General features: G+C 69.9%; 17 protein-coding genes and 1 pseudogene. 5 read left to right on the top strand and 13 right to left on the bottom strand.

The window, feature by feature from the left end:
• Positions 1-26 precede the first annotated feature (26 nt).
• Positions 27-2,957 carry an AfsR/SARP family transcriptional regulator gene (locus ACZ63E_RS39090; RefSeq protein ID WP_465341362.1) on the top strand — a complete coding sequence of 977 codons (2,931 nt, stop codon included), beginning with the start codon at positions 27-29 and terminating at the stop codon, positions 2,955-2,957.
• Here the strand turns inward: ACZ63E_RS39090 and ACZ63E_RS39085 are convergent.
• The 7 genes from ACZ63E_RS39085 to ACZ63E_RS39055 form a co-directional block, all read right to left on the bottom strand.
• Complete coding sequence (locus tag ACZ63E_RS39085) at positions 2,932-4,131, bottom strand: helix-turn-helix domain-containing protein (RefSeq protein WP_465341361.1); 1,200 nt, start codon at positions 4,129-4,131, stop codon at positions 2,932-2,934. The genes ACZ63E_RS39090 and ACZ63E_RS39085 overlap by 26 nt on opposite strands.
• Before the next feature lie 100 nt (positions 4,132-4,231).
• A complete protein-coding gene (locus ACZ63E_RS39080) occupies positions 4,232-4,408 on the bottom strand; it encodes a hypothetical protein (RefSeq protein ID WP_465302191.1) in 177 nt (58 codons plus the stop codon).
• A 176-nt stretch (positions 4,409-4,584) separates the two neighbouring features.
• A complete protein-coding gene (locus ACZ63E_RS39075; RefSeq protein ID WP_465341360.1) occupies positions 4,585-7,746 on the bottom strand; it encodes a helicase HerA domain-containing protein in 3,162 nt (1,053 codons plus the stop codon).
• A complete protein-coding gene (locus tag ACZ63E_RS39070) occupies positions 7,743-8,354 on the bottom strand; it encodes a hypothetical protein (RefSeq protein WP_465341359.1) in 612 nt (203 codons plus the stop codon). Before ACZ63E_RS39070 ends, ACZ63E_RS39075 begins: the two co-directional genes overlap by 4 nt.
• Positions 8,355-8,364: 10 nt before the next feature.
• Positions 8,365-9,972, bottom strand: a complete 1,608-nt coding sequence (locus ACZ63E_RS39065) for a CATRA system-associated protein (RefSeq protein WP_465341358.1) — start codon at positions 9,970-9,972, stop codon at positions 8,365-8,367.
• Between the two features lie 11 nt (positions 9,973-9,983).
• A complete protein-coding gene (locus ACZ63E_RS39060) occupies positions 9,984-10,583 on the bottom strand; it encodes a TIR domain-containing protein (protein WP_465341357.1) in 600 nt (199 codons plus the stop codon).
• Between the two features lie 81 nt (positions 10,584-10,664).
• Positions 10,665-11,882, bottom strand: coding sequence for an MFS transporter (locus ACZ63E_RS39055; protein WP_465341356.1), 1,218 nt, complete (start codon positions 11,880-11,882; stop codon positions 10,665-10,667).
• A 70-nt stretch (positions 11,883-11,952) separates the two neighbouring features.
• On the opposite strand from ACZ63E_RS39055, the gene ACZ63E_RS39050 reads away from it, so the two are divergent.
• A complete protein-coding gene (locus ACZ63E_RS39050) occupies positions 11,953-12,861 on the top strand; it encodes a LysR family transcriptional regulator (protein WP_465341355.1) in 909 nt (302 codons plus the stop codon).
• On the opposite strand, the gene ACZ63E_RS39045 is transcribed toward ACZ63E_RS39050, so the two are convergent.
• Positions 12,789-13,784: an aldo/keto reductase gene (locus ACZ63E_RS39045; protein WP_465341354.1), complete on the bottom strand. Its 996-nt coding sequence runs from the start codon at positions 13,782-13,784 to the stop codon at positions 12,789-12,791. The two genes, ACZ63E_RS39050 and ACZ63E_RS39045, sit on opposite strands and share 73 nt — an antisense overlap.
• Positions 13,785-13,831: 47 nt before the next feature.
• On the opposite strand from ACZ63E_RS39045, the gene pdxR reads away from it, so the two are divergent.
• From pdxR to ACZ63E_RS39030, 3 genes are all read left to right on the top strand, one after another.
• Complete coding sequence (gene pdxR, locus ACZ63E_RS39040) at positions 13,832-15,151, top strand: MocR-like pyridoxine biosynthesis transcription factor PdxR (RefSeq protein WP_465341353.1); 1,320 nt, start codon at positions 13,832-13,834, stop codon at positions 15,149-15,151.
• Between the two features lie 103 nt (positions 15,152-15,254).
• Entirely contained in the window at positions 15,255-18,494 is a 3,240-nt protein-coding gene (locus ACZ63E_RS39035; protein ID WP_465341352.1) for a GH92 family glycosyl hydrolase, read from the top strand.
• 143 nt (positions 18,495-18,637) lie between these two features.
• On the top strand, positions 18,638-20,386 hold the full coding sequence (locus tag ACZ63E_RS39030) for an ATP-binding protein (protein ID WP_465341351.1): 1,749 nt from the start codon (positions 18,638-18,640) through the stop codon (positions 20,384-20,386).
• A gap of 10 nt (positions 20,387-20,396) precedes the next feature.
• Here ACZ63E_RS39030 and ACZ63E_RS39025 read toward each other — a convergent pair whose 3' ends face one another.
• From ACZ63E_RS39025 to ACZ63E_RS39005, 5 genes and pseudogenes are all read right to left on the bottom strand, one after another.
• Positions 20,397-20,582, bottom strand: a complete 186-nt coding sequence (locus ACZ63E_RS39025; protein ID WP_465341350.1) for a hypothetical protein — start codon at positions 20,580-20,582, stop codon at positions 20,397-20,399.
• A gap of 119 nt (positions 20,583-20,701) precedes the next feature.
• A pseudogene (locus ACZ63E_RS39020) lies at positions 20,702-20,828 on the bottom strand (sigma factor); the annotation flags it as partial.
• Positions 20,829-20,896: 68 nt separating this feature from the next.
• Entirely contained in the window at positions 20,897-21,421 is a 525-nt protein-coding gene (locus ACZ63E_RS39015; RefSeq protein WP_465341349.1) for a DUF4231 domain-containing protein, read from the bottom strand.
• Positions 21,422-21,460: 39 nt separating this feature from the next.
• Complete coding sequence (locus tag ACZ63E_RS39010; RefSeq protein WP_465341407.1) at positions 21,461-22,519, bottom strand: glycosyltransferase; 1,059 nt, start codon at positions 22,517-22,519, stop codon at positions 21,461-21,463.
• Between the two features lie 118 nt (positions 22,520-22,637).
• Positions 22,638-24,113 carry a serine/threonine-protein kinase gene (locus ACZ63E_RS39005; RefSeq protein WP_465341348.1) on the bottom strand — a complete coding sequence of 492 codons (1,476 nt, stop codon included), beginning with the start codon at positions 24,111-24,113 and terminating at the stop codon, positions 22,638-22,640.
• Positions 24,114-24,198 lie beyond the last annotated feature (85 nt).

Genomic DNA, 24,198 nt, shown 5'->3' with positions numbered 1-24,198 from the left:
AGCAAGCTGACGGCCGGGGAGGCTGCGTGGAGTTTCGGATGCTCGGCCCGCTGGAGGCGTGGCACGACGGCGTCCCGGTGCCGCTGGGCGACCAGCAGCAGCGGTTCGTCCTCGTCGTGCTGCTCCTGAACGCGAACAAGCCGGTGTCGACCGCGCGGCTCACCGAGATCGTCTGGACCGGCCGGGAAACCAAGCCGACCCTGGTGCGCGGCTACATCAAACGCCTTCGCGACGTCGTTCAGGACACCGACGTCACCATCGAGACCACGCCCACCGGGTATCTGCTGCGGATCGGCGACGCCCAGCTCGACACCATCCGGTTCGCCCGGCTCCGCGCCGAAGCCGGGCGCACCGACGACCCGCGGCGGAAGATCGAGCTGCTGCGGGAAGCCGTCGGCCTGTGGCGCGGGACCTTCCTCGAGGACATCGACATCGATCGCGTCGGCGGCCCGGAGGTCGTCTTCCCCGAGGAGAGCCTGCCCGACGCCGTCGGTGACCTGGCCGAGCTGGAGCTGGAAACCGGCGACCACCGCTCGGCGCGTGACCGGCTGCGGCCGCTCGTCCGCTCGGACCCGGCCGGGCAGAAGCACGCCGAACTGCTCATGCGCGCCCTGGTCGCCGGCGGTGACCGGGTCGGCGCGCTGCGCGTCTTCAACGGCACCCGCGACGCCCTCGCCGAGCTGCGGATGGAGCCGGGTCCGGTGCTGCGCAACCTCGCCGCGCGGGCCGAGCACGGCGAGCCGCCGAGCTCACTGCCGTCGCGGCCCGGCGGGTTCACCGGCCGCGCGGCCGAGCTCGCGGCGATCGAGACGGCCGCCGCGACCGGGCGCCGCGCGGTCTGGGTCAGCGGCGCCCCCGGCGTCGGCAAGTCCGGGCTGGCGATCGAGGCCGCCCATCGCCTGCGCGACCGGTTCCCCGACGGCCAGCTCCTCGCCCGCCTGAACGGCTTCACGCCGGGAGTGGCCCAGACGAGCGTCGGCGACGCGCTCACCGAACTGCTCGTCGAGCTCGGCGTGCCGGCCGAGCAGATCCCGGCCACCGTCGGCCGGAAGGCCACGCTTTACCAGACGACATTGTGGGGCACGCGCACGATGATCGTGCTGGACAACGCCGCGACACCCGAGCAGATCCGGCCGCTGCTGCCCGAGGCGGACGGCTGCCTCGCCGTCGTCACCAGCCGCCGGATGGGCGACGCCGACACCGGCGACTCCGTCCGGCTTTCCCCGCTTTCACCCGAAGAAGCCGTCGACCTGTTCCACGCGCTGACCGAGCCGCAGCGGGTGCGCGGCCGGGCGGCCGCGGTCGCCGAGGTCGTCAAGCGGTGCGGGTACCTGCCGATGCCGATCCGAGTCGCCGCCGCGCTTTTCCGGCGGCACAGCGGATGGCCGCTGGAGCACCTGCTCCACCTGCTCGAAGAGAGCGGGCCGTGGGGCGAGGACGACGGCATCGCCGCCGTGCGGGTGTCGTTCCAGCAGCTCGGGGAGCCGCAGCGGGTGATGTTCCGGCTGCTCGGCAGCCTGCCGGGGCCGGATGTCGACGTCACCGGCGGCGCGGCCCTCGCGGGCTGCGACGTCGGTGAGGCCCGGTCGCTGCTCGACGACCTGCACGAGGTCAGCCTCCTGGAGGAGGCCGCGCCCGAGCGGTACCTGATGCTCGACCCGCTCAAGGAGTTCGCCGGCGCCGAGCCGGCGTCCCGGCAGGCGCTGGTGCGGCTGCTCGACTTCTACCTGGTCACGCTGGCGGCCGCGGTCGGCGCCGCTTATCCGTTCGACCGGGCTCAGCTGCCGGAGACGGACCGGACTTCCCTGGTGACGCCGGTGTTCGCCGACCCCGCGGCCGGACTGCGGTGGATCGTCGCCGAGCGCGACAACCTCGTCGCCGCGATCCGGTACGCCGCCAAGCACGAGCTGCCCGAGCACACCTGGCGGCTGGCGGTGCTGCTGTGGCGGTACTTCAACACGACGAACCAGTTCGAGGACTGGATCGGCACGCTCGAGCTCGCGTGGGAGACCGTCGCCGCCGACGCGGGCAACAACTACGGCCAGGCACACGTGCTGCTGCGGCTGGCGACCGCGAACGACCGGCGCGGGCAGCTGTCCGAAGCCCTCGAACTCGCGGCCCAGGCCCTGCCGAAGTGGCGCCGCCTCGGTGACGTCCGGGGTGAGGCGGCGACGTTGTGCGCGCTCGCCATCCCGACGATGGAGCTGGGCCGCCACGACCAGGCGATGGCCCACCTCGAGGCCGCGCGCGAGAAGTACGAGCAGACCGAGGACCGGCGGGGCGAGGCCCACGCGCTGAGCATGCTCGGGTACCTCAACGAGCAGCACGGCAACTTCGCCGTGGCGCTGGAGCAGAACGCGGCGGCCGCGCGGATGCTGCGCGAGGTCGGGCACATCCAGGGCGTCGCGCACGCGCTGAACAACCTCGGTGCCGCGCAGGAAAAACTGGGGTTGCTCACGGAGGCACTGGCCAGCTACACGGAGGCGCACGGCCACGCGGCCGAGGTCGGCGACCACTGCGTCGAGGCGTACGCGCTCAACAACATCGGCAACGTCCACCGCCAGCAGGGCCGGTTCACGAACGCCGTGCGCTACCACGACAAGGCCCGCGAGGTGGCGGCGAACGTGCCCGACGCCGACCTGCGCACCCAGCTCTACCTCGACCGCGGCGCAACGGCGTTCGCCCAGGGCGCGCATCGGGACGCGCTCAACGCCGGCAAGTCGGCACTGGACCTGGCCGCGGGCCATGGGAACCGCGCTTATGAGGCTCGCGCGCACCACGACGTCGCCAAGACGTTGCATGCGATGGGTGCGCACGAAAAAGCTGTGACGCATTGGGCGTCCGCCGAAACGCAGTTCGCCGAGCTTGATCTGCCCGAGGCGGTTCAGGTGCGTGCCGAGCGCGCCGCTTTGGGGTGTGCCTGCGGTGACGTCAGGGCCGGTGCAGGACGCGGCTGAGCTCGGGGTAGATCTCGCGGACGGTGTGGTGGCCGCGCCAGCGGCTCAGGCAGCGGCCCAGCTCCCGCAGGTCGGTGCGCACGGTCGCGGAGTCGACCTGCGAGACGTCGTTGATCGTCTCGGCCAGCGTCCGGCAGCTTTCGTCGATCTCGCCGTCCAGCGCGTGGGCGAGTGACCGGCGGACGCCGAACCTCGCCCGGGTGCGGCGATTGCCGATCGGGACGCGGGCAAGCTCGTCACCCAGCAGCGTTGCCGCTTCACCGGCTTGGCCGAGATCGGCCAGCGACCAGCCGCGGGCGAGCGCAAGCGGATCCGGCGCGGTCGAGCCGAGCACCGGGTACCCGTCGGCTCCAGTGTCCACAGTGGACTCCGTGGCGCGGTCCATCGCGCGTTCGAAGGCGTCGCGGTCGCCGGCCAGCGCGTGGCCTTGCGCTTCGCGGCGGGCGGCCAGGCCGTACGTCCGCGACCCGGCGCGGCCGAGCTTCTGCGCCTGCTGGGCGAGGCCGATCGTGCCGAGCGCGTCCTGGCGGTACAACGCGAGCCCGGCCTCCCGGACGTAGGCGTAACTCGCGATTTCCCGGTCTCCGGCGGCCCGGCCCAGCTCCGCGGCGTGGCGCGTCCACTTCAGCGCGTCCTGCTCGTGGCCGGCTTCCTGGCTCAGCCACCCGGTGTACTCGGCCATCCGCGCGGCGAGCAGCAGCAGGCGTGTCCGGACCGGCTCCGGGTTGCCCCGCGCCAGGCCGTGCACGGTGTGCGTCTGGGTGACGACGGATTCGAGGATCACCGCGGGGCTGGTCTGCATGCCGAGCGTGCGCAGGTGCTCGAAGGACGCGCGCAGCCCGGTGACGACGTGGTCGTCGAGGATCGGTCTCGGGCCGCCGGACAGCGCGATGCCGAGCACCGCCCCGCCCGCGCCGGCGAGCATCTGGCGGCGGTCCAGGGTGTTGGCGGCCCGGCTCCGCGCTATCACCTCCTGCGCCGAGTCGACGAGCGCGCCGCCGGCGTCCAGCACGCGGTCGCAGAGCCGGGCCAGCGTCGCGTTCGGCGGTTTGAGGTCGTTTTCGATCTTGCTGATGTAACTCTTGCTGTAGTTGACCCGCCTGGCCAGTTCCCCCATCGAGATCCCGGCCGAAGCCCGGCATTCCCGCAACTGCGCGCCGAATGTCCCGGCCATGCGGACCTCCATTCCTGCCACCTCCGAGTACACCATTTTCGAGTCCTATACGCAATTACCGGACCGGCCGTGAACCCGGCACGGCCGGCCCGGTGACGCGTCAGCCGTGCCAGGGGTTGCCGTTGGTGCCCGCCGGGGGCGGCGTGCTGGTGGTGGGCGGCGGCGGGGTGCCACCGTCGCCGTCCGCGTACGCCGAGGTCGCGCCGATCACCGGGGCCGCCGCGAGGATGCAGAGGGCGAGGATCGGACCACCGATTTTGGCCAGCTTTTTGGACATGGCGAATCCTCCTTGGAGAGGGTGATTGTTCAGGGCTTTCGCGGTATTTCCGCGCCCTGCAACCAGGATTCGTCATGCGCTATTCGACAACAAGGAGTTGACCGTTTCCCGCTGCGGTGGGAAACGGTCAACGCACAAAGAAGGCCGCGTTCCCCCTCGGAACGCGGCCTTCTCCGTCAGCGACCGTCGCGGGCCCGGTCGAGTACCTCTTCCAGGCGCAACGGGCTGGGTGGGTGGTGGCTCAGGCACAGCGGGGCCCGCATGATGCGGAACCCGAAGGTCTCGCCGGTGACGTAGAACTGCCCGCGTTCCAGCCGCGAGATGTCCCCGACGGTGCTGCCCTTGGCCCTCGCCATCTCGTTCGCCGCGGCGACCTGGGCCGGGCTGTTCAGCCGGCCGAAGAACTGCGTCGTCGCGTTGCCGGTGACCTGGTTGTGCAGGCCTTTCGGCGCCTGGGTCGCGAGCAGCAGGCCGAGCCCGTACTTGCGGGCCTGCGACGCGAGCAGGATGGTGCTCTGGGTGCTGGCCGTCCGGCTCCCGGACGGGGCGATCGTCTGGGCCTCGTCCATGACGAACAGCCCGCCGAGCGGCCGGTCGGCCGCGGGGTGGCGCTTGATCCAGGCGAACACCTCCAGCTGCAGCTGGCTGACAAAGCCCTGCCGCTGCTCTTCGGAGGCCAACCCGACAAAGCTGACGACCGAGATCCGCGCCCGTTTGCCCGGCGACGGCGTCAGCAGCACGGCGGGATCGGCCGGTTCACCGCTCCCGCCGAGCAGCGGATCGTTGACCATCGCGGCCCGCAACGTCTCGGCCAGGTCGGCGGCGGTCTTCGTGCCGGTGGCGAGCTTGCTGACCCCGACGGGCAGGTCGGCGAGCAGGTCGACGAACCCGGACAGGCTGCGCGACTCCTGCTGCGCGAAGTGCGTGAGCGCCTCGCGGAGGACGGCCTGCCCACGAAGGGCGCCTTTGGTGCTGCCACTCAGCCGGGCGTGCGGCACAAGCCGCGCCACAGCCGCCTCGACAGCGGCGGTGAACTCGTCTTCGTCGTCCCGAACGCCGGCGAAGTCCGGCAGGGGGTGGAAACTGAGCGGCCGCCCCCCGGCGCGTCCGGGAGTCCAGATGACAACTTCGGTGTGCGCGAGGTAGTCGGCGGCACTGTCGGCGTCCCCGGCCCGCCACCCGTCGGGTGCCTGCGGCCAGGCATCCCCGAGCCGCGCGAGGTCGTTGTTCGGATCAAGCACGATGGCGGAAACCCCGTGGAGGGCGCACTCCTCGATGATCCTGCGGAGGAGGACGGTTTTGCCGGTGCCGGAACCGGCGAAGATCACGGCGTGCTTGCGGAGGGACTCGAGCTCGATGCGGATCTCACCGTCGAGGCCGAGAGTGAAAGCGTTCTCCTGGTGTGCCACCGGTTCCGGCTGCAACTGCCGCCTCGCAGCGGGCTCCTGCTCGGTCGCCTTCGGAGCTTGTACTTTCGGCGATTCCGGCGGAGGGCGGGTCTCCCGCTGATTGCTGCGGCTCTGTCCGGAGTCGGGGAGAATCTGCCGCAGCAGACCGGTCCGGCTGGCCGGTTTCCGGGCAACGAGCCAGTTCAGCAGCTCGAAGCTCTGCTTGGTGAGCAGCTGCCTGAGCGCCCAGAACGTCCTGACATCGTCATCTTTGATCTCGACCCGCGGACTGCCCACTCGAGCCAGATCACCGACCAGCACTCGGGTTTTGCCACCGGTCCAGCCTTTTGTGCCGTGGTGGATCAGCACCAGGTGCCGGTTGCGCACACCGTCGCGGATACCGGCGGCCTCCTTGGCATCCCGGATCCGGCGCAGGATCCCGTTGCCGTGCCGGGGCGCGATAGCACGGAACGCCCAGCGCTCGGCGATGTCCCGTTCTTCGTTCAACACCCGTCGCAACCCCGCGTGGAGCTGAACACCGCCGTCGGGGGGCGGCTCGGTCGCCCACGACTGGTCGTCGTTGCCGACCTCGGTGATCCACGACCACAAGCCCGCGTGCAGCAGCTCGGGCATGATGTCGTCCTCGGTGTGCTGGTTCAGCGCCGCGTTCACGTCGGCGCTCTTCCACAGCTCTTGGAACTGCCGGTCGAACTCCGCGAAGTAGTCCGGCTCCGAATCGACCGGCCGGGGCGGCTCGACCGGCTCGACCTTCGCCTCCGCGAAGGATTCGAGCTCGTGGATCTTCCCGTTCAGGCAAGCTTCGGCGTGCTCCTGCACCCTCCTCAGCAGCTGCCTCGGGGTGTAGGTCTGCCAAGCTTGGCCGAACGCGCCGGGCGCGACCGGCCAGGTGGAGTGCGGTGGCACGAACCCTTTGCGGTCGTAGATCGTAGCCAGCCACTTCGCCACCAGAGCCTTACCGAGCTGCGGGTCGGCGATGGCACCCAGGAGCGGGGTCCTCATGAATCGGTCGGAGACCGTGCTGGTGATCACGGAGTTGAGCTTGTCCCAGGTGTCGGGCAAACACGCGACGAGCGACAGAGTGCGTCGTGTCGTCTCGCGCAGCTGCATCAACCCGTCGGCGATCAGGGTGAGCTCGCCGGCTGTCTCCGCGTCCACCTGTTCACCGAACGCGGAGTTCGCCTTGTTGACCAAGGAGTCGAGCTGGTCGATCGCGGCCACGCTGTACCCGGTGAGCGCGAGCACCCGCGAGATATCCTTGACGAGCGTCCGGTGTGACTTCGGCCGCGGATGTACGTTCCAAACTTGCCGCTCGCCCTCAACCGCCTCCGCCAGACCCGTCAGATAGTCGGTTCCGATCTTCATCTGCTTGCTGTCGAGAGCCGCGTAGAGCACAAGTGCACGAATCGTATCCGCGCACTCGACTGCGACCTGGGCGTCAACCCGACGTAAGGCCCCGACGAACCCGTGCAGGTCGTCGGCGGTGAGCGACGTGCGGCCGAGGATCGCTGCGGCCACCGGCTCGGACACCTCTGCGGCCTCGCACAACCTCTGCAGCAGCTTGTTCAGTTGGAGCTCACCGTTGTCGTCCTTGCGCAGCAGTTCGCCGCGCATCGCGCGAGCGACGTCCTCCCAGAACGCGGCACCGGTGGTGAGATCGATCAGGAAGAAGTAACCACCGTCTCGTTGCGCGGCCTGCCTGATCCTCCCCAGCAGATGCGTCTTGCCGACTCCTTTCTGTCCCTGCAAGGTGAGCCCGACCGGACTCGGCCCCCGGCTGGCCTTCGCATCGGACATGCTCGCGTGGATGCGCTGCTCAGCTCTCGTGTGCAGCCCTTCGACGTGGAACGGCGACACGGTCCAGACGTCATCCGGGGTCTCGGCGGAGTTGAACCGCACGGCGGCGAGCGCCTGACGCAGTTCCCCGGTCATGATTCCTCGATCGCCACGAGATGCTTGTCCTCGCTGCCGATCCGGATGGCGGCGGCGTGGTCGTCCTCGGACAGGGCCTTGCGATTGGCGGACTGCGCGAGATGGACCAGCCCCGTCCTGGTCATGGCGAGCAGCGTTTCGTCGACCTCTTTCCGGCCGGCGCCGTTCAGCTTGGGACGCAGCTTGGCCAGCCGCACCCAGTCCTGCGGCTCATCCGAGAGTTCCCTGTACGCGGCACGAATCATGGCCTCGAGGCCGCCGCCGTTCCCGTTCAGTACAGAGCGAAGGGGAATCTTCTCGTCCCGCAGATAACACGCGATGCTCCGGAGCCACTCGAAGCCCACCCGAGCCAGCGCACTTACCCTCGCCGGTGTCTCGATCGTCGCCAGTGCCTCTTCACACCAGTTCTCCCCAGCCGAGGTGATCTCATGGACCAGCGGCCTGCCCGGCCGGGTCACAAGCAGGCCGTCCTTGTTCAGCTTGGCGCGGCCGGCCGGAGTCAGCTCGATTCCGTGCACCTTCCTGAGTTCCGGGTTCGGAATCGCCCTTCCTTCGACCAGCAGCACCAGGAGCGCCGCCCGCTCTTGTGGTCCGTACTTATCCACCATTCCTCGCTCCTCACTTGGTGAACACGCCGATCCGACGGTCGAGCCGGGCGATCAATGCGTCGATCTGCCCGCGCAGCCCGAACGGCGGCCCGAAGTGGGCACCGTTCGCACGGACGTCGTTCAGCAACTCCAGATCGACCGTCAAGTCTTTGAGAGACGGCACATCACCGTCGTCCAGCGCCGTGGTCATGTCGTGCACGGTCTGCTCGACGATCGCCCAGCGTCCGTGGTGTGCCAGCTCCTCGGGCACCTTGCGCAGCGCGGCCGCAGCCTGCTGCAACACCGCTTGGCCGGTGTCGGCGCGGCGCGGCGATCCGTTCGTGATGATGTCGTGGAGCTGTTGCGCCACCTGCGGAGGCCGCGAGGTCACGTCCAGTTCGAACAATCGGAGGTTCTTCAGGAACGACGGCAGCCGCTCCCGGTCCGTCCGGCCTGTCAACACGCAGAACAGCTGCCGGTCACCAGCGTCGAGAGCGTGCCGGAGGAAGCGCTCAGCCTCCGTAGCCTGCCAACGACTTACCTCGCCGTCGACGACGAGGCACAAGTGCTCGGCTGGGTCACTGCTCTGTTCGAGCAATTCGGGATCACCGGACATCGACCGGTCGACCCGCAGACCGAGCGCCGTCAGTTCCTTGATGAGCTGGATTGCCGTCCGCTGTGCTGGACGTGGGCTCGATACCAGCAGGTCGAGGCTGTACGAACGGCGGTGCGAGCGTGCCGCGGCAACATACGCGTCCCGGTTGTCGGCGAGCAGCGCAGTGCGGTCGAACTGGTGTGCGAGCACCGCCGCGACCGTCTCGAGCGAGAACGAAACCTGGTCCGCCGAAGGCGAAAGCTCTTCAAGCACCGGCAACTGCTCACCGAAGCTCCAATAGGACACATAGGGAACCGTTGTGTGCCTGAGCATGAGCTCCTGCAGCACACTCTTGTCCAGCCAGTTCCGGTACAACGACGCAGTGGCTTCGGCGCACCGTTCCTGCCACGCTTCGGCTCGTTCGTACTCCACCCGGTTGTCCAGCCGGGACAGGATCGGCAATACGAGGTGTGATGGCCGGTCATAGGGCAGGCGGTCGCGAGCGACGTCCGCACGCCGAGCGATGTCCACGACGCCATCGACGCTCTGCTGGTTGGCTGTGAACAGCAACACCAGCCAGTCGGGCAGGTGTGCGGTGCAGATGCCGGCGCTGTCCGAAATGCCCGTCCGGCTGTCGATCAGCACGAAGTCGTAGTCTTCGGTCCATTCGGCGCGGCACCGCTCCAGAAACTCGGCGAAACCCTGGCGGTACAGGGCCTCCCAGTCGAGGGCCTGCACTCGGCTCGTGTAGCCCGGGTCGTCGCGGCCCGCGGCCAGCAGTGCCACCGAGCCGTCCCCGGTCAAGTCCAACGGGACCGCATGGCTGTTCGGCCGCTCAGCACCGGCCAGGAAGTCGTCGGCGAGGTCGATCACCCCTCCGCGGGGTGTCATCGGCAGCAGCGATCGAAAGTAGTGGTGGAGGCCCGGCGCTTCCAGGTCCCAGTCGACAGCGAGCACCCGGTGCCCCCACCGCGCGAGGAGAACGGCGACATTGGCCAGCGTGAAGCTGCGCCCGACGCCGCCCTTGTAGGAGTAGAACGTCACGACAGTCCCGGTCATAATCCGAACCTCGGAATCGGCGGCGCCGGCATCAGAACCGGATCGGGACGCTCGACGTCCGGCCAGTCGGACTGCCACGGCGGCACCTGCTTGATCAGTTCCGACAGGTCCTTCGCGAGCTCGAGCACGGTGTGGTGGAACATGGGCCAGTCCCGGCTTTCCTGGAAGACAGGCTCAGGCATCGAAAGCTTTTTGAAATCCCACCAAGAGCGCCGAAGGCCCTCCTCTTCCGGGAAGTTTTCGGAATCCGAATACAAGATCGGATAGATCAGTCCTTGCGGCCGCTCGGAACTGGCCAGGCCGAGCTGCCGTTCCCGGGCACGCATGCTCCGCAGCTCCGCCATGCACCACGCCGACTCGAAGTAGCGTGGCGTGAGCACGGCAATCATGATCCTGCTACGACGCAAGGCTCTTTCCAGCGCGGCCGGCCAGTCGACCGCGCGTTCCATGGCCTTGTCCATGAAGATCTTCGGCGTGGATGTCATATGGTCGGTCAGACAGTCTTCGACCTTCGGGTAGAAATGGTTCTTCAGCCACTTCGGCGCACTTCCATGACGGCTGTAGCTGATGAACACGTCGTACTCGTATCCCGGCACGCGGACGATGATAAGCAGGCCGAACAGTGCGGCACCAGGACAAAAAAGTGGCCAATAACCGCGGGAATGTCCAAAAACGGGCTAAAAAGTGGACACGATCGCCGCGCCGGCTGCGAGTGCCGCTGCGGCGACCGGGAGGGCCCAGCCTGTGGGTGCCAGGGCTCCCAGGATCGCCACGCCCAAGGCCGCGCCCGTCTGGCGGGATGCGTTCAACGCCCCTCCCGCGGTGCCGGCCAGCTCTGGTGGGGCTGAGCCGACCACTGCGGTCAGCAGTGCTGGGATGGCCAGCGAGACCCCGAATCCCAGTGCGGCCAACGCCACCACCGACAACGCCGGGGCGAACGCTTGAAGCAGCGTGCCCAGCGCCATCAGGAGGAAGCCGGACACCGCTGGGGTGCGGGGTCCGATTCGGGCCACCAAGCGGCCGGTGAAGATCGGGTTGAACGCCGTGGGGATCGTCAGCGGGAGGAATGCCAAGCCCGTCGCCGATGGGGAATAGCCGCGCGTCTCCTGGAAATACAGCGACAGTACGAACAGCACTCCCGACAGTCCGAAGTTCACGATCGCGCCCGCCAGGAGGTTTCGGGAGACCAGACCTGGCGGGAGCATGGCGACCGGGCGACGCTGGGAGATCACCAGCACCGCCGCTGCCAGCGCCGTCGGCGCCAAGGCCCACCAAGCGTGCTCCACCAGCGCGTATGTCAGTGTCGACAAAGCGACTATTGCCGAGAGCTGGCCGGTCAGATCAGTGCGGGTCGGGCGAGCCGGCGTGCGTGGGGCCGCGAAAGACAGAGCCAGGGCCATCAGGGCCACCGGGACGTTCACCAGGAAGATCGCCCACCAGCCGAACGCCTCCGTCAGGACGCCGCCCAGCAACGGGCCCGCCACCAGGCCTGTTCCGCTCAGCGCCGCCCACACCCCCATCGCTTTCGCGCGCGACGCCGGTGCCGGGTACGCCGCGGTGATCAGGGACAGCGACGAAGGCGCCAACAGCGCTCCGGCGACTCCCAGCAACGCTCGCAAGGCGATCAGCATCGCGGCGGAAACCGACAGCGCCGACAACAGAGACAGCGCCGCAAACGAGATCAGGCCCGTGAAGAACATCCGGCGGGCGCCGAAGCGGTCGGACCACGCTCCCGCCGTCAGCAGGAACGCCGCGAACGTCAGCGTGTAGCCGTTCGAAATCCATTGCTGCGCCGCCAACGAGGACGACAGCGACGGGAGCGCCACCGTCACGATCGTCGTGTCCAGCATGACCAGGAAGTAGCCCAGGGAAAGGCCGATGAGGAGTCTTGCCACACCCCAACCCTGGACGCTCCGTGACAACGACGGAAGCAGGGAGTTACGATGACGAGTATCGGGAACTCCGATGGGGGACACCATGGAACTGCGCCACCTGCGCACCTTCCGCGTCGTCGCGCGGACGCTCAACTTCACCCACGCCGCGGCCGAGCTGCACTACGCGCAGTCCAGCGTCACTGAACAGATCCAGGCCCTCGAGGCCGAGCTCGGGTCGAAGCTCTTCGAACGCGGTCGACGGCTGCGGCTCACCGCCGCCGGGGAACGGCTGGTCGGGTACGCCGGTCAGGTGCTATCGCTCGTCGAGGAAGCCAAGGCCGCCGTGGACGAAGAACGCGGTGAACCTGAGGGCGACCTGACCGTCGGCGCACTCGAAACCCTTTGTGCGCACCGGATGCCCGGGCTCCTCAGCGCCTACCGGGACCGGTGGCCGCGCGTGCGGCTCTCCCTCAAGGAAGGTGGACGCGGCGAGCTCTACCAAGCCGTGCGAACGTCCGAAATGGACGTCTGCTTCACCTTCGGGGACGCGCCGGACGATCCCGCGCTCGCCAGTGCGACGCTCGGTGACGAGCCACTGGTTGTCATCGTTCCGCCCGCGCATCCCTTGGCGGGCAAAGAAGAAATCCGGACGAGCGATCTCCGCGGAGTCGGCTTCCTGGCCACCCCGCAGGGCTGCGGCTTCCGGGAGATGCTCGACCGGCTCGACGGGCCCGTCGTCGACACCGAGGTCGGCAGCCTCGCCGCGCTCGCGCGGTGTGTGGCCGCCGGGATGGGGTGCGGGATCGTGCCCGCCGTCGTCGACCACCCGGGGGCGGTCGCCGTGCCGCTGGCGGGCGAGACGACGACCGTCACCATGACCTGGCGACGGCGCGACGAGCACAAGCCGAGCATCGCCGCGCTGCTCTCCTACGCGTTGTCCAATATGGACAGCTGCTCGTCCGAAAGCTCCAAAGTGAACGCCGGGGCGATCGAAACGTAGTGTTCCCAGGTGCGCGGGCCGATCAGCGGGATCACTCCCTTGTGAAGCAACCAAGCCAGCGCCACCTGGTTGCCCGTCGCCCCCAACGATGACGCCACCTTGGCCACCGCGGCCAGCCGCGCCTCGGAATCCGGTCCGGCGTACGCGCGCCACACCGGCGTGGATTCGCGATAGGCCGCGTCGTCGTAAATTCCGCGCAGCAAAGCGGAGTACGCCGCGAGGGAGACGTCCGAGTGCGCCGCCAGCCAGTCCAGTAGCTCGCCGCCCGCGATGGACGACGTGTCGCCGCCGGTCGGGCGCAGGTACGAGTGCTGGACCTGGACCGCCACCGGCGGTGACCACCCGTGGGTCAACGCCAGTGTGTGGATCTGCTCCAGGCGCCACGTGCGGACGTTGCTCCAGCCCGTGTAACGGACCTTGCCGTCGCGCACCAGAGTGTCCAAAGCGGACAGTGTCTCTTCCAGCGGCTCACGCCGGAGGTCGACGTGGATGTAGTACAGGTCGATGTGGTCCGTTCCCAAGCGCCGCAGGCTTTCCTCCACCGAACGCCGGATCACCGCGGCGCTCGCCCCTTCGTACGTGCGCTCCCGTGCTTCCCAGTCCGTCGTGCCGTCCGGGCGGGCCGCCGCGCGCGCCGCCGGGAGGTCCGTGGGCTGCGCCGACACCTTCGTCGTCAGGAAAACGCGGTCCCGGCGGCCCTTCAGGAGACGGCCGAGGAGAGCTTCACTCTCGCCGCCGGTGAACGAAGGGCCCGCCCACCACGAGTAGCAGTTCGCCGTGTCCAGGAAGTCGCCGCCGGCGTCGAGGTAGGCGTCCAGGATCCGCGCCGAGGTCTGTTCGTCCGTCGACGTCCCCATCGTCATGCAGCCCAGCGACACCTGGCTCACCTGCTGCCCGGTCCGGCCCAGTTCCACCTTCTTCATACCGAAAACGCTAACCAAGAATCGGTCCGGTACTACAGTCCAATCCTGTGGCTGGATCACAGACCAATTGGGACGTCCTGTTGGACCTGAGCGGGCCAGGACCAAAGCACGACCGGCTCGCCCGCGCCCTGCGCCGGGCGATCCGCGGGCTCGACGACGGCGTCGCCGTGCCGCCCAGCCGGCAGCTCGCCGCCGACCTCGGCTGTTCGCGGTGGGTCGTCACCCAGGCCTACGCCCAGCTCGTCGCCGAGGGCTACCTCGACGGGCGCACCGGGTCGGCCACCCGCGTGCGCCGCGTCGCGAGTGAACCGCCGCCGAAAGCCCCCGCGAGGAAAGCGCCGCCGCCGCGGTACGACCTCGCGCCCGGACTGCCCGACCTGCGGCACTTCCCGCGGCAGCGGTGGGCGGACGCCGTGCGCGGGGTGCTCACCACCGCGCCGCACGCCGACTTCGGGCTCCCCGACCGGGCCGGTCACCCGCGGCTGCGCACCACCCTCGCCGGGTACCTGCGGCGGGTCCGGGGCGCCGAAACGGACGACGTCGTGATCTGCGGCGGCGTCACGGACGGCGTGACCCGCGTCTGCCGGGCCCTGCAAGAGAACGGCGTCACGCGGCTGGCCGTGGAAGATCCCGGCTGGACGCGGTTGCGGCACGCGGCCGCGGCGACCGGGATGACGATCGACCCGGTGCCGGTCGATGAAGAAGGTATCGATCCCGGACGGATCCCGCGCGGGACGCGGGCCGTGCTCGTCACGCCGGCGCACCAGTTCCCCACCGGCACCGTCCTCTCGCCGCGACGGCGTGCCGAACTCCTCACCTGGGCGCGGGACGTCGACGGGCTGATCCTCGAGGACGACTACGACGCCGAGTTCCGGTACGACCGGCGGCCGGTCGGCACCGTCCAGGGCATGGATCCGGCGCGGGTCGCGCTGCTCGGCTCGGTCAGCAAGACGCTCAGCCCGGCGCTCGGGCTCGGCTGGGTCGCCCTCCCTCCACAGTGGACGGTCCAGGGTCACGCGCCGCCGGTGGTCGACCAGCTCGCGCTCGCCGCGTTCGTCGAGAGCGGCGGCTACGACCGGCACCTGCGGGCCGCGCGGCTGCGGTACCGCGCGCGGCGCGACCGGCTCGTCGAGGCGCTCGGGCCCGCGCGGCTTTCCGGCGTCGCGGCCGGGCTGCACCTCGTGCTGCACCTGGAGCGCGACGCCGGCGCGGTGGTGCGCAAGGCCGCGGAAACCGGCGTCAAGGTGGCGGACCTCGACGGCTACCGCGTGGCTCCCGGCGAGCCCGCGCTGGTACTCGGATACGGCAATCTCGCCGACAACGCTGTCAGTGACGCTGCCCGGTTACTGCGCGAAGCGGCCGGTTGAGGGCTTCTCAAACGCCCATCGAGGTGGAAAGCTGCTGACCGGACCGAGGGCCTGACCAAAGGTCCGCTTCTGACAACGTTGTCATCTCCTGGGAGGTGCGCCCATGTGGTCGCAGAGCAGACGGTTGGCCGCCGCGGTGGCCGCGGGGGTGGTGGTCGCCGGCCTGGCGCCCGCCGTGGCGCAGGCCGCGCCCGCGCCGGTGGATCCGGTGAGCCTGGTCAACCCCTTCGTCGGCACGCAGAACTTCGGCAACACGTTCCCCGGCGCGAGCGCGCCGTTCGGAATGGTGCAGGTCAGCCCGGACACCGGCGGGCAAGGCGGGTACGACTACCTGCAGAACGCGATCTACGGCTTCAGCCAGACGCACCTCTCCGGCGTCGGCTGCGGTGTGATGGGCGAACTGCCGATCATGCCGACCACCGGCGCCGTCGACAACGTTGACAAAGACGCCTACAAGTCCGAGTACAGCCACGACGACGAGCACGCCGAGCCCGGCTACTACCGCGTCGGCCTCAAGAAGTACGGTGTGAACGCCGAGCTGACGGCGACCGCGCGCACCGGCTGGCAGCGCTACACCTTCCCCTCGACCGGCCAGGCGAACGTCCTGTTCAACACCGGTCAGGCCAACCAGTCCGTGAAGGACTCCGAGATCCACGTCGTCGGCGACCGGACGCTCGAAGGGCGGGTCAAGGCCGGCGGGTTCTGCGCCGGGCACGACGAGCACACCGTCTACTTCACCGCGACCTTCGACCGGCCGTTCAGCTCGTACGGCACCTGGCGCGGCTCGACGCGCACCGAAGGCAGCCGCGACGCCGCGGGCACCGGCGGCAACGGCGCCTGGGCGAGCTTCGACGCGTCCACCGATCACGACGTCGTCCTCAAGGTCGGCCTGTCCTACACCGGGCTCGACGGCGCGCGGAAGAACCTCGCGGCGGAGACCAAGGACTTCGACTTCGACGCCACGAAGGCCGCGCTGCACCAGCAGTGGGCCGACCGGCTCGGCGCGATCAAGATCGGCGGCGGCACGACCGAGCGGCAGACGGCGTTCTACACGGCGCTCTACCACTCGCAGCTGCACCCGAACCTCGCCGGCGACACCGACGGCGCGTACACCGGCTTCGACGGCAAGGTCCACACGGCGAGTGGTTACACGCCGTACCAGAACTTCTCGCTCTGGGACACCTACCGCCCGCAGAACCAGCTGCTCGAGATGCTCGAACCGCAGGTCGCGCGGGACGTCGCGCTGTCGGTCGTCGCCATCGGACGCGACGGCGGGTGGCTGCCGCGCTGGGCGCTGGCCGAGAGCGAAACCAACATCATGACCGGCGACCCTGTGACGCCGTTCCTCGTCGAGGCGTGGTCGAAGGGCCTGCTCGCCGGGCACGAAGAAGAGGCGTACGGGCTGCTCAAGAAGAACGCGACGAGCACGCCGCCCGCCGATTCGCCGTACAACGGGCGCTCCGGCGTCAACTACTACAACGACCGCGGGTACATCCCGAGCGGCCTCGTGCTCGGGAAGGACTGCGCGGCCAAGGGCGGCGACAACGACTGCGAGCACCCCGCGTCCGCGACGATGGAGTACTCGGCGGCCGACGCGGCACTGGCGCTGATGGCCCGCGGGTTGAACCACCAGGCCGACGCGCGGATGTTCGCCGACCGCGGCCAGTGGTACAAGAACCTCTGGGACTCCTCGACGCAGCAGTTCCGCCCGCGCACGACCGAGGGCACGTTCCTCACGCCGTACAACCCGGTCGACGCCGACCACCAGTTCCACGAAGGCGGCGCCTACCAGTACCAGTGGCTCGCGCCGCAGGACCCGGCCGGGCTCGTGTCGCTGATGGGCGGCAAGAAGACGACCGAGAAGCGGCTCGACTCCTTCTTCGCCTACGGCAACCTGCTGAAGGACCCGGCCGGCACCGCGCGCAACGACTGGATCTCCAGCCCGTACGACTACTACGGCAAGGCGACGTACAACCCGAACAACGAGCCCGACCTGCTCGCGCCGTACATGTACAACTGGGTCGGCGCGCCCGCGAAGACCGCGACCGTCGTCCGCGCGGCGATGACGCTGTTCACCACCGGTCCCGACGGCATGACCGGCAACGACGACCTCGGCACGATGTCCGCGTGGTACGTCTTCTCGTCGCTCGGGCTGTACCCGACGATGAGCGGCGCGAACTTCCTCGCGGTGTCGAGCCCGCAGTTCGAGTCGGCGACCGTCCGGATCGGACAGTACGGCCGGTCGCAGGGCGGCACGCTGACCGTGAACGCGCCGGGGGCTTCGGACACGAACCGGTACGTCCAGAGCGTGTCGCTGAACGGCCGGGACGTCCGGCAGCCGTCGCTCGACTGGTCGGCCGTCGCGCACGGCGGTGTCCTGAACCACAAGCTCGGGTCGAAGCCCTCTTCGTGGGGGATCGGTTCCGAGCCGCCTTCGGTGAACAACGCCGTCGGTGACCTGCGGCGGCACGTCGACGCGTCGCTGCGGCAGACGTCCGTGGTGATCCCGGCGGGCGCGGCGCAGCAGGTGCACCTCGACCTGGACGTCCTCGCGCAGAACCCGCTCCTGCAGCCGGTGACGATCACCGCGACCGCGCCGGCCGGGTGGAAGACCAAGGTCCAGCCGGTCGACGTGATCTGGTCGGGACGGCTGCCGGTGCAGAAGACGGTGCCGATCACGGTGACGGTGCCCGCGGGTGCCGCCGCCGGGACGTACCCGGTGCAGGTCAAGGTGTCCGGGCTGGGCGCGAACAGCGTTTCGCGATCGGCGACGATCGAGGTGCGGACGCCGTCGGCGTGCGTGACCTCGGGGACGCAGTGCGCGGTCGACCTCGGCCGCGACTACAACCACGACGGCACGGCAACGGTAGCGGCGTCCACCGAAGGCAACTTCGACGGCGGCGGCTGGAGCTACGACGCGTCACTCCTCCCGGCGGCCGGCCCGGTGACCTGGGACGGCGTCACGTACGCGGCCCCGGACGCCTCGGGGACGGCGGCGAACTTCGTCGAAGCGCGCGGGCAGTCGCTGCTGCTCCCGGCGGGACAGCACACGGCGCTTCGGCTGGTCGGGTCGTCGCACAACGGACCGGTGACCACAACGCTGACGGCGCACTACACCGACGGCACGAGCGCCGACCTGGCCGCAACGTTCGGCGACTGGGCCGGCTCGGGTTCCCCGGTGGTGCTCGACATGCCGCACCGCATCAAGGCGGGCAGCGGCGTCGGCGGCCCGCCGGTCCGGCTGTTCGGCATCTCGGCGGCGCTGGACGGCGGTAAGACGCTGCAGTCGGTGAGCCTGCCGAACGACCCGCGGGTCGAGGTCTACGTGCTCACCCTGGCGTGATGGTTCGGTTCGCCGGGGCGCCGGCGAACCGTTCCACCAGGTCAGGGAAGCGTTCCGTAATGATTCGCTACCCCGCGTAGCATGTTAACTAGCATGCGAACTAGCATGTTCGCTGACATGGTGCCGGCGCGACGGAGCAGAGGGTGCAGGACGAGGAACTCGTCGAGATCGTCGACAACCTGCGAGCTCTCGGCAGCGACGTCTCCGACGTCGAGGTCAAGAAGGCTGCAGGAGGCCTCCCCCGGTCGGCGCGGGAATCGCTCGTCGCGTTCGCCAACACGCGGGGCGGCACCTTGATCCTCGGCCTGGACGAGCAGGCCGGCTTCGAAGCGACCGGCCTGTCCGACCCGGCGAAGATGTCCGCGGATCTCGCCGACATGTGCTCCGCCGAGATCGAGCCGACCCTACGCCCGCACATCGGCATCCACGAATTCGAGGGCGCCCGCGTACTCGTGGCGGAGATTCCCGAGCTCCCGCCGGACCGCAAGCCTTCCTTCAGCCGCGGCGCCGGAATCAGCCAAGGCAGCTTCGTCCGCGTCGGCGACGGCGACCGGAAGCTCACCAGCTACGAAGTCCACCTGCTGCTGGCGAACCGCGGCCAGCCGCACGAGGACGAGGCTCCCGTGCCCGGCACCGGCACCGCCGACTTGGACCCGGCCTTGACCGGGGCGCTCCTGAGTCGCCTTCGTGCTCGCCGCCCGTACGCTTTCGGCACGCTGGACGACATCTCCGCGCTGCGAAGGGCGAAGGTTCTGGTCCTCGACGACAACGGCGCCGATGTCGCGAGCGTGGGCGGACTGCTTGCGCTCGGCCAGTACCCCCAGGAGCACTTCCCGCAACTGATCCTCACCTTCGTGCACTACCCGACCCCGGACGGCGCGGATCTCGCGACCGGCGAGCGGTTCGTCGACAACGTCGTGGCCGAAGGGCCGATTCCCGTGATGGTCCGCGACACCCTCCTCGCGGTGCGCAAGAACATGACACGACGATCCGTGGTGCACGGCGCCGGTCGGGCGGACATCTGGCAGTACCCCGAAACGGCCCTTCGCGAAGCCATCGTGAACGCACTCGTCCACCGGGATCTTTCGCCCGACGCGCGCGGAACCCAGGTGCAGGTCGAGATGTATCCCGACCGGTTGACGATCCGAAACCCGGGCGGCCTCTTCGGTCCGGTGACCGAGGAACAACTGGGCGTCGAGGGAGTTTCGTCGGCCAGGAACGCGAGTCTGCTCCGCATCCTCGAGGACGTGCCGCTGCCGGGAGAAACCCAGACGATTTGCGAGAACCGCGGCTCGGGCATCCGCACCATGATCAGCGCACTCCGAGCCGCGCGCATGAGCCTGCCGGAGTTCAAGAGCCGCATCAGCACCTTCACCGTCACCTTCCCGAACCACACCCTGCTCGGGGACGAGACGATCGAGTGGATCAACTCCCTCGGCGAGCACGGACTGTCCGAGAGCCAATGCGTCGGGCTGGCCATCCTGCGGGACGGCGGTCACCTCGACAACCAGGCTTACCGGACGGAGACCCGCGTCGACTCCCGGGTGGCGACCCAGGAACTGCGGGACCTCCTCGCCCGCGAACTGGTGGTCCAGACCGGCAATCGGCGGTGGACGAGGTACCAGCTCACGCCCGCACTCCTGCCCGGCTCCGGCCTGACCGCGAGCTCCGCCCGGCGGCGCGCGAACCGCCGCGGAGAGGTACTGGCCGCTCTCGGCGACAGCGAAAGGTCAAGAGGAGAACTCGCGAAAGCGACCGGTCTGACGGACCAGACGGTGGCCAGGTGGTTGCGCATCCTCAGGCACGAGGGCTTGGTCGAGACGACCGAAGACAACGTCCGGAACCCCGCCACGAGGTACCGCCGCACCGGCCAGATCGCGCTCGACGAGTAGCCGGCCACCTTCAGACGCGGCCGGCGAACCGTTCCACCAGGTCAGGGAAGCCGAAGACGGTGATCCGCGCGATGCCGCCGCCGGCCAGTGTCAGCACGGCGATGCCGTATGGCTCGCCTCGGTAGCGGGTCACCACCGCGGGCTGGCCGTTCGCGCGGGTCGGGGTCATCTGCCAGTCGCCCCGCGAGCCGATCACGTTCTTCAGGAACGCAACACACGTCCGCTTCCCCGACCTCCGCCGCCGGGAACGCCAGGACCTCGCGCAGGATCAGCACCGCTCGCTGCCTCGGCGGGAGCAGCTGCAGGCCGGCGCTACAGCCACGACCGCACCGACGCGGCCCTCGAAAGCGTCGAACGCCCGCCAGGCGCGCAGGTGGGTCTCCTGGACGACGTCCTGGGCCTCGTCGGGCGTGCCGAGCATGCGGTAGCAGTGCGCGAGCAGCTACACCGGTACGGCTCGAAATCCACGGTCACCTTCCTTCGACCGGCCGGGCGGGCAAAAGGAATCGGTCAGGCGCGGACTTCCGGCGCCTGCGGTGGCCGGTCGAGCTTGCGGAACTCCACCCACTGGCGGCTGGCGTCGGCCCAGGTGGTCTGGTGCCGGTCGAAGTACTCCTCGAGCCGCTCGCGGGTCAGCTCGGCCGTCGGGGTCCCGACGAGGTAGTAGTCCATCTCGTCGCGGATGCGGTTGAGGTTGTAGCGGGTCTCCTCCATCAGCACCCAGCGCGAGCGCCAGTTGAAGAACGTCTCGAGCCCGCCGAGCACGGTGACCAGCGCGACCATCGGCAGCGCGATCGACGCCCGGGCCGGGATCTCCTGGATGCCCAGCACCACGGTCGACGCGGCGGTGAGCAGCAGCGCGGCCACCCGCACCGCCGACGCGCGCCGGCGGAACCGGCGCTTCCGGCTGTCGGCCCAGTCCATGTCGGCCGAGACCAGGTCGCGGAACCCCAGGAGCTGGTCGCGCAGCGGGCGGTCCGGTTCCCGCCCGGCGACTTCGAGGAACCCGCGTTCGGAATCGAGAGGGGACGCCATGGCGTCAGGTTGGCGGAGCCGCGGCCGCCGCGGCAAGCCTCAGGCGACGATGCGGGGTTCCGACGCCAGCCGCGAAAGCACGTTCGTGAGCCGCCGGGCCGCGACGTCCCACTCCTCCAAAGCGCTGCCGCGGCCCAGCGCCGCCGTGCGCAGGGAGCGCCTCAGCTCCGGGTCCGCATACCAGCGGTGCAGCGCGTCGGCGAGCGCGAACGGGTCGTTCGGCTCGACGAGCAGGCCGGGCACCTCGCCGTCGGCGTCCACGCCGAGCGCGTCGTAGACCCCGCCGACCTCGGTCGCCAGCACCGGGATGCCCCGGGCCAGCGCCTGCGCGACGAACATCCCCGGGGTCGCCGCGCGGGCCGGGACCACCAGCAGGTCCGCGGCGTTGTACGCGGCGCCGAGGTCCACCGAGTCGCCGGCCAGCGTGATGCGGCCGCCCAGGCCGAGGCGTTCGATCGACCAGCCGAGCTCGTCGACGAACCCCGGGTCCGCCTCCAGCGACCCGGCGAACACGCAGGACAGCGCCAGGTGGTCGATCTCGCCGAGGGCCTGGACCAGCAGGTCGTGGCCGTTGCGGCGGGTGACGTCCCCGACGCACAGCAGCCGCGACACGCCGTCGGCGCCGGCCGCCAGCGGGGCCGCGTCGGTGCCGGGCTTGGCGACGAAGACGCGGCCCGGGTCCAGGTCGTGGCGGTCGATCAGCAGCCGGGCCAGCCACGGGCTGGTCGCGACGACCATGCCGGCCATCCGCAGCGTTTCGCGCTCACACGCGTCCAGCTCGGCGGCGTGCGCCGGGTCAAGGCCGGGCTCGTCCGCGAGGGCCTGGTGCACCAGCACGGCCAGGCGCAGCCGCCGCGCGTGCGGGACGACGATCTCTGGCACGCCCGAAGCGATCGTGCCGTCGAGCAGCACGACCGTCCGGTCCGGCAGGGCGGCCAGGGATCTCGCCAGCCGGCGCCGGGACGTCGCGTCCGGCGCCGGCCAGTCCCCGGCGATCGGCAGCTCCAGCACCGGCTGGCCGACGGCCGGGAGGTTCTGGCACATCCGCTTGTCGTAGGTGTCACTGCCCGGCGGCGCGGCCGGGAGGATGAACACCATCGGGTCGGCGGGCCTCATCGCGCGCGCCCGAACAGGGTGGGAACGGACACGGCTACCTCCAGCGCGGGTCGACGGCGGTGACGGCTCATACGTCACACGCGCCCCGGCGCCGAACGGTTCAGTTCTGCGCGTCGATCATCCAAACACCGTTCACCTGGACCATGGTGAAGGTGTCGTTCTCGGCGTTGCCGCCGTCGTAGACGACGTGCGCCGTGACCCGGCCCGGCCCGGCTTCCTTGACGCTGGTCGCGGTCACCACCTTGTACCGGCCCCAGAAGCTCGTGTACTTCTCGTACGTCTGGCTCCGCGACGCCTTGAACTTCTCGGTGAGCAGCTTCCACGCCTCCGCAGGGTTGCCCGGCAGCAACGCGTAGTAAGCGGACAGCGCGTCCGCGGCGGACTTCGTCTGGGCGACGGACGAGACCGTCGGTGACGTGGTCGGCGGGGCCGACGAAGGGGACGGAGAGGGCGACGGCGTCGCGGACGGGGTCACGGAAGCCGAAGTGGAGAGCACCGGCGAGGCCGGCGGGGCGGCGTTGTCCTGCGGGGGTCTCTGGCGCACGACCAGCAGGATCGCGACGACGACCGCGACGCACAGCAGCGCCGCGCCCGCCCCGACGGCGATCATGCCCTTGCGCACGCCCGGCGACACCGCGCTGACCTGACCCTGCCCGGCCGGCACGGTGACCGCGGCCGGCACCGTCGGCATCAGCACGGGGGCCGGCGCGACGTCGGCGTCCGGGACCGTCGGCGCGAGCACCGACTCCCCCGGCTCGGCGTCGTTCAGCAGCGCGCGCAGCTCGCGCTCGACCTCGTCCATCGACGGCCGCCCGGCCGGGTCGGTGGCGAGCATCCGCTCGAGCAGCGGGGTCAGCCGCTCCGCCTTGGCCGGCGGCTCGATCTCGCCGCTGGAGGCCTTGTAGAGCAAGGCGATCGGGTTGTCCGCCGTGCCGTACGGCGGCTGCCCCTCGACGGCGGCGTACAGCGTGGCGCCGAGGGAGAAGACGTCGGAGGCGAAGTCCGCGTCCTCGCCGCGGGCCACCTCCGGCGCGAGGTACGCGGGGGTGCCCGCGATCTCCCCGGTGGCCGTGAGCTTCACGTCACCGATCGCGCGGGAGATGCCGAAGTCGGTGATCTTCGCCGTGCCGTCGTCGGAGACGAGGATGTTGGCCGGCTTCACGTCGCGGTGCACGATCCCGGCGCGGTGCGCGCCCGCCAGCGCCGAGCTGATCTGCGCGCCGACGCGGATCGTGTCGTCGACCGAGACGGGCTCCTCGCCGATCACGACGGCGAAGCTCTTCGACGCCAGGTACTCCATCACCAGCCACGGCCGGTCCTCTTCTTCGAGGACGGCGAACACGGTGATCGCGTGGGAATGCTGCAACCGGGCGGCGATCCGCGCCTCGCGCATCGCGCGGTTCTTCGCTTCTTCGGTGCGGTGCTCGTCGTGGTCGTGCGGCAGCAGGAGTTCCTTGATCGCCACCGTGCGGTCGAGCCGTTCGTCCTGCGCGCGCCACACCGTGCCCATCGCGCCGCCGCCGATCGGCTCGATCAGCCGGTACCGATCGCGGATCCGGCGACTTTCCACGAGCATCCACCATTCTCCGAAGCGGCCGAGATCCGGTCAGCATGCCAGGCTCACGCGCCGACCGGTACCAACGTAACCGAAAACCTTGCGC

It is taken from the genome of Amycolatopsis sp. NPDC104819, from assembly GCF_055583145.1.
Note: the sequence above shows the minus strand (reverse complement) of the source record. Positions and strands in the feature narration are given on the sequence as shown.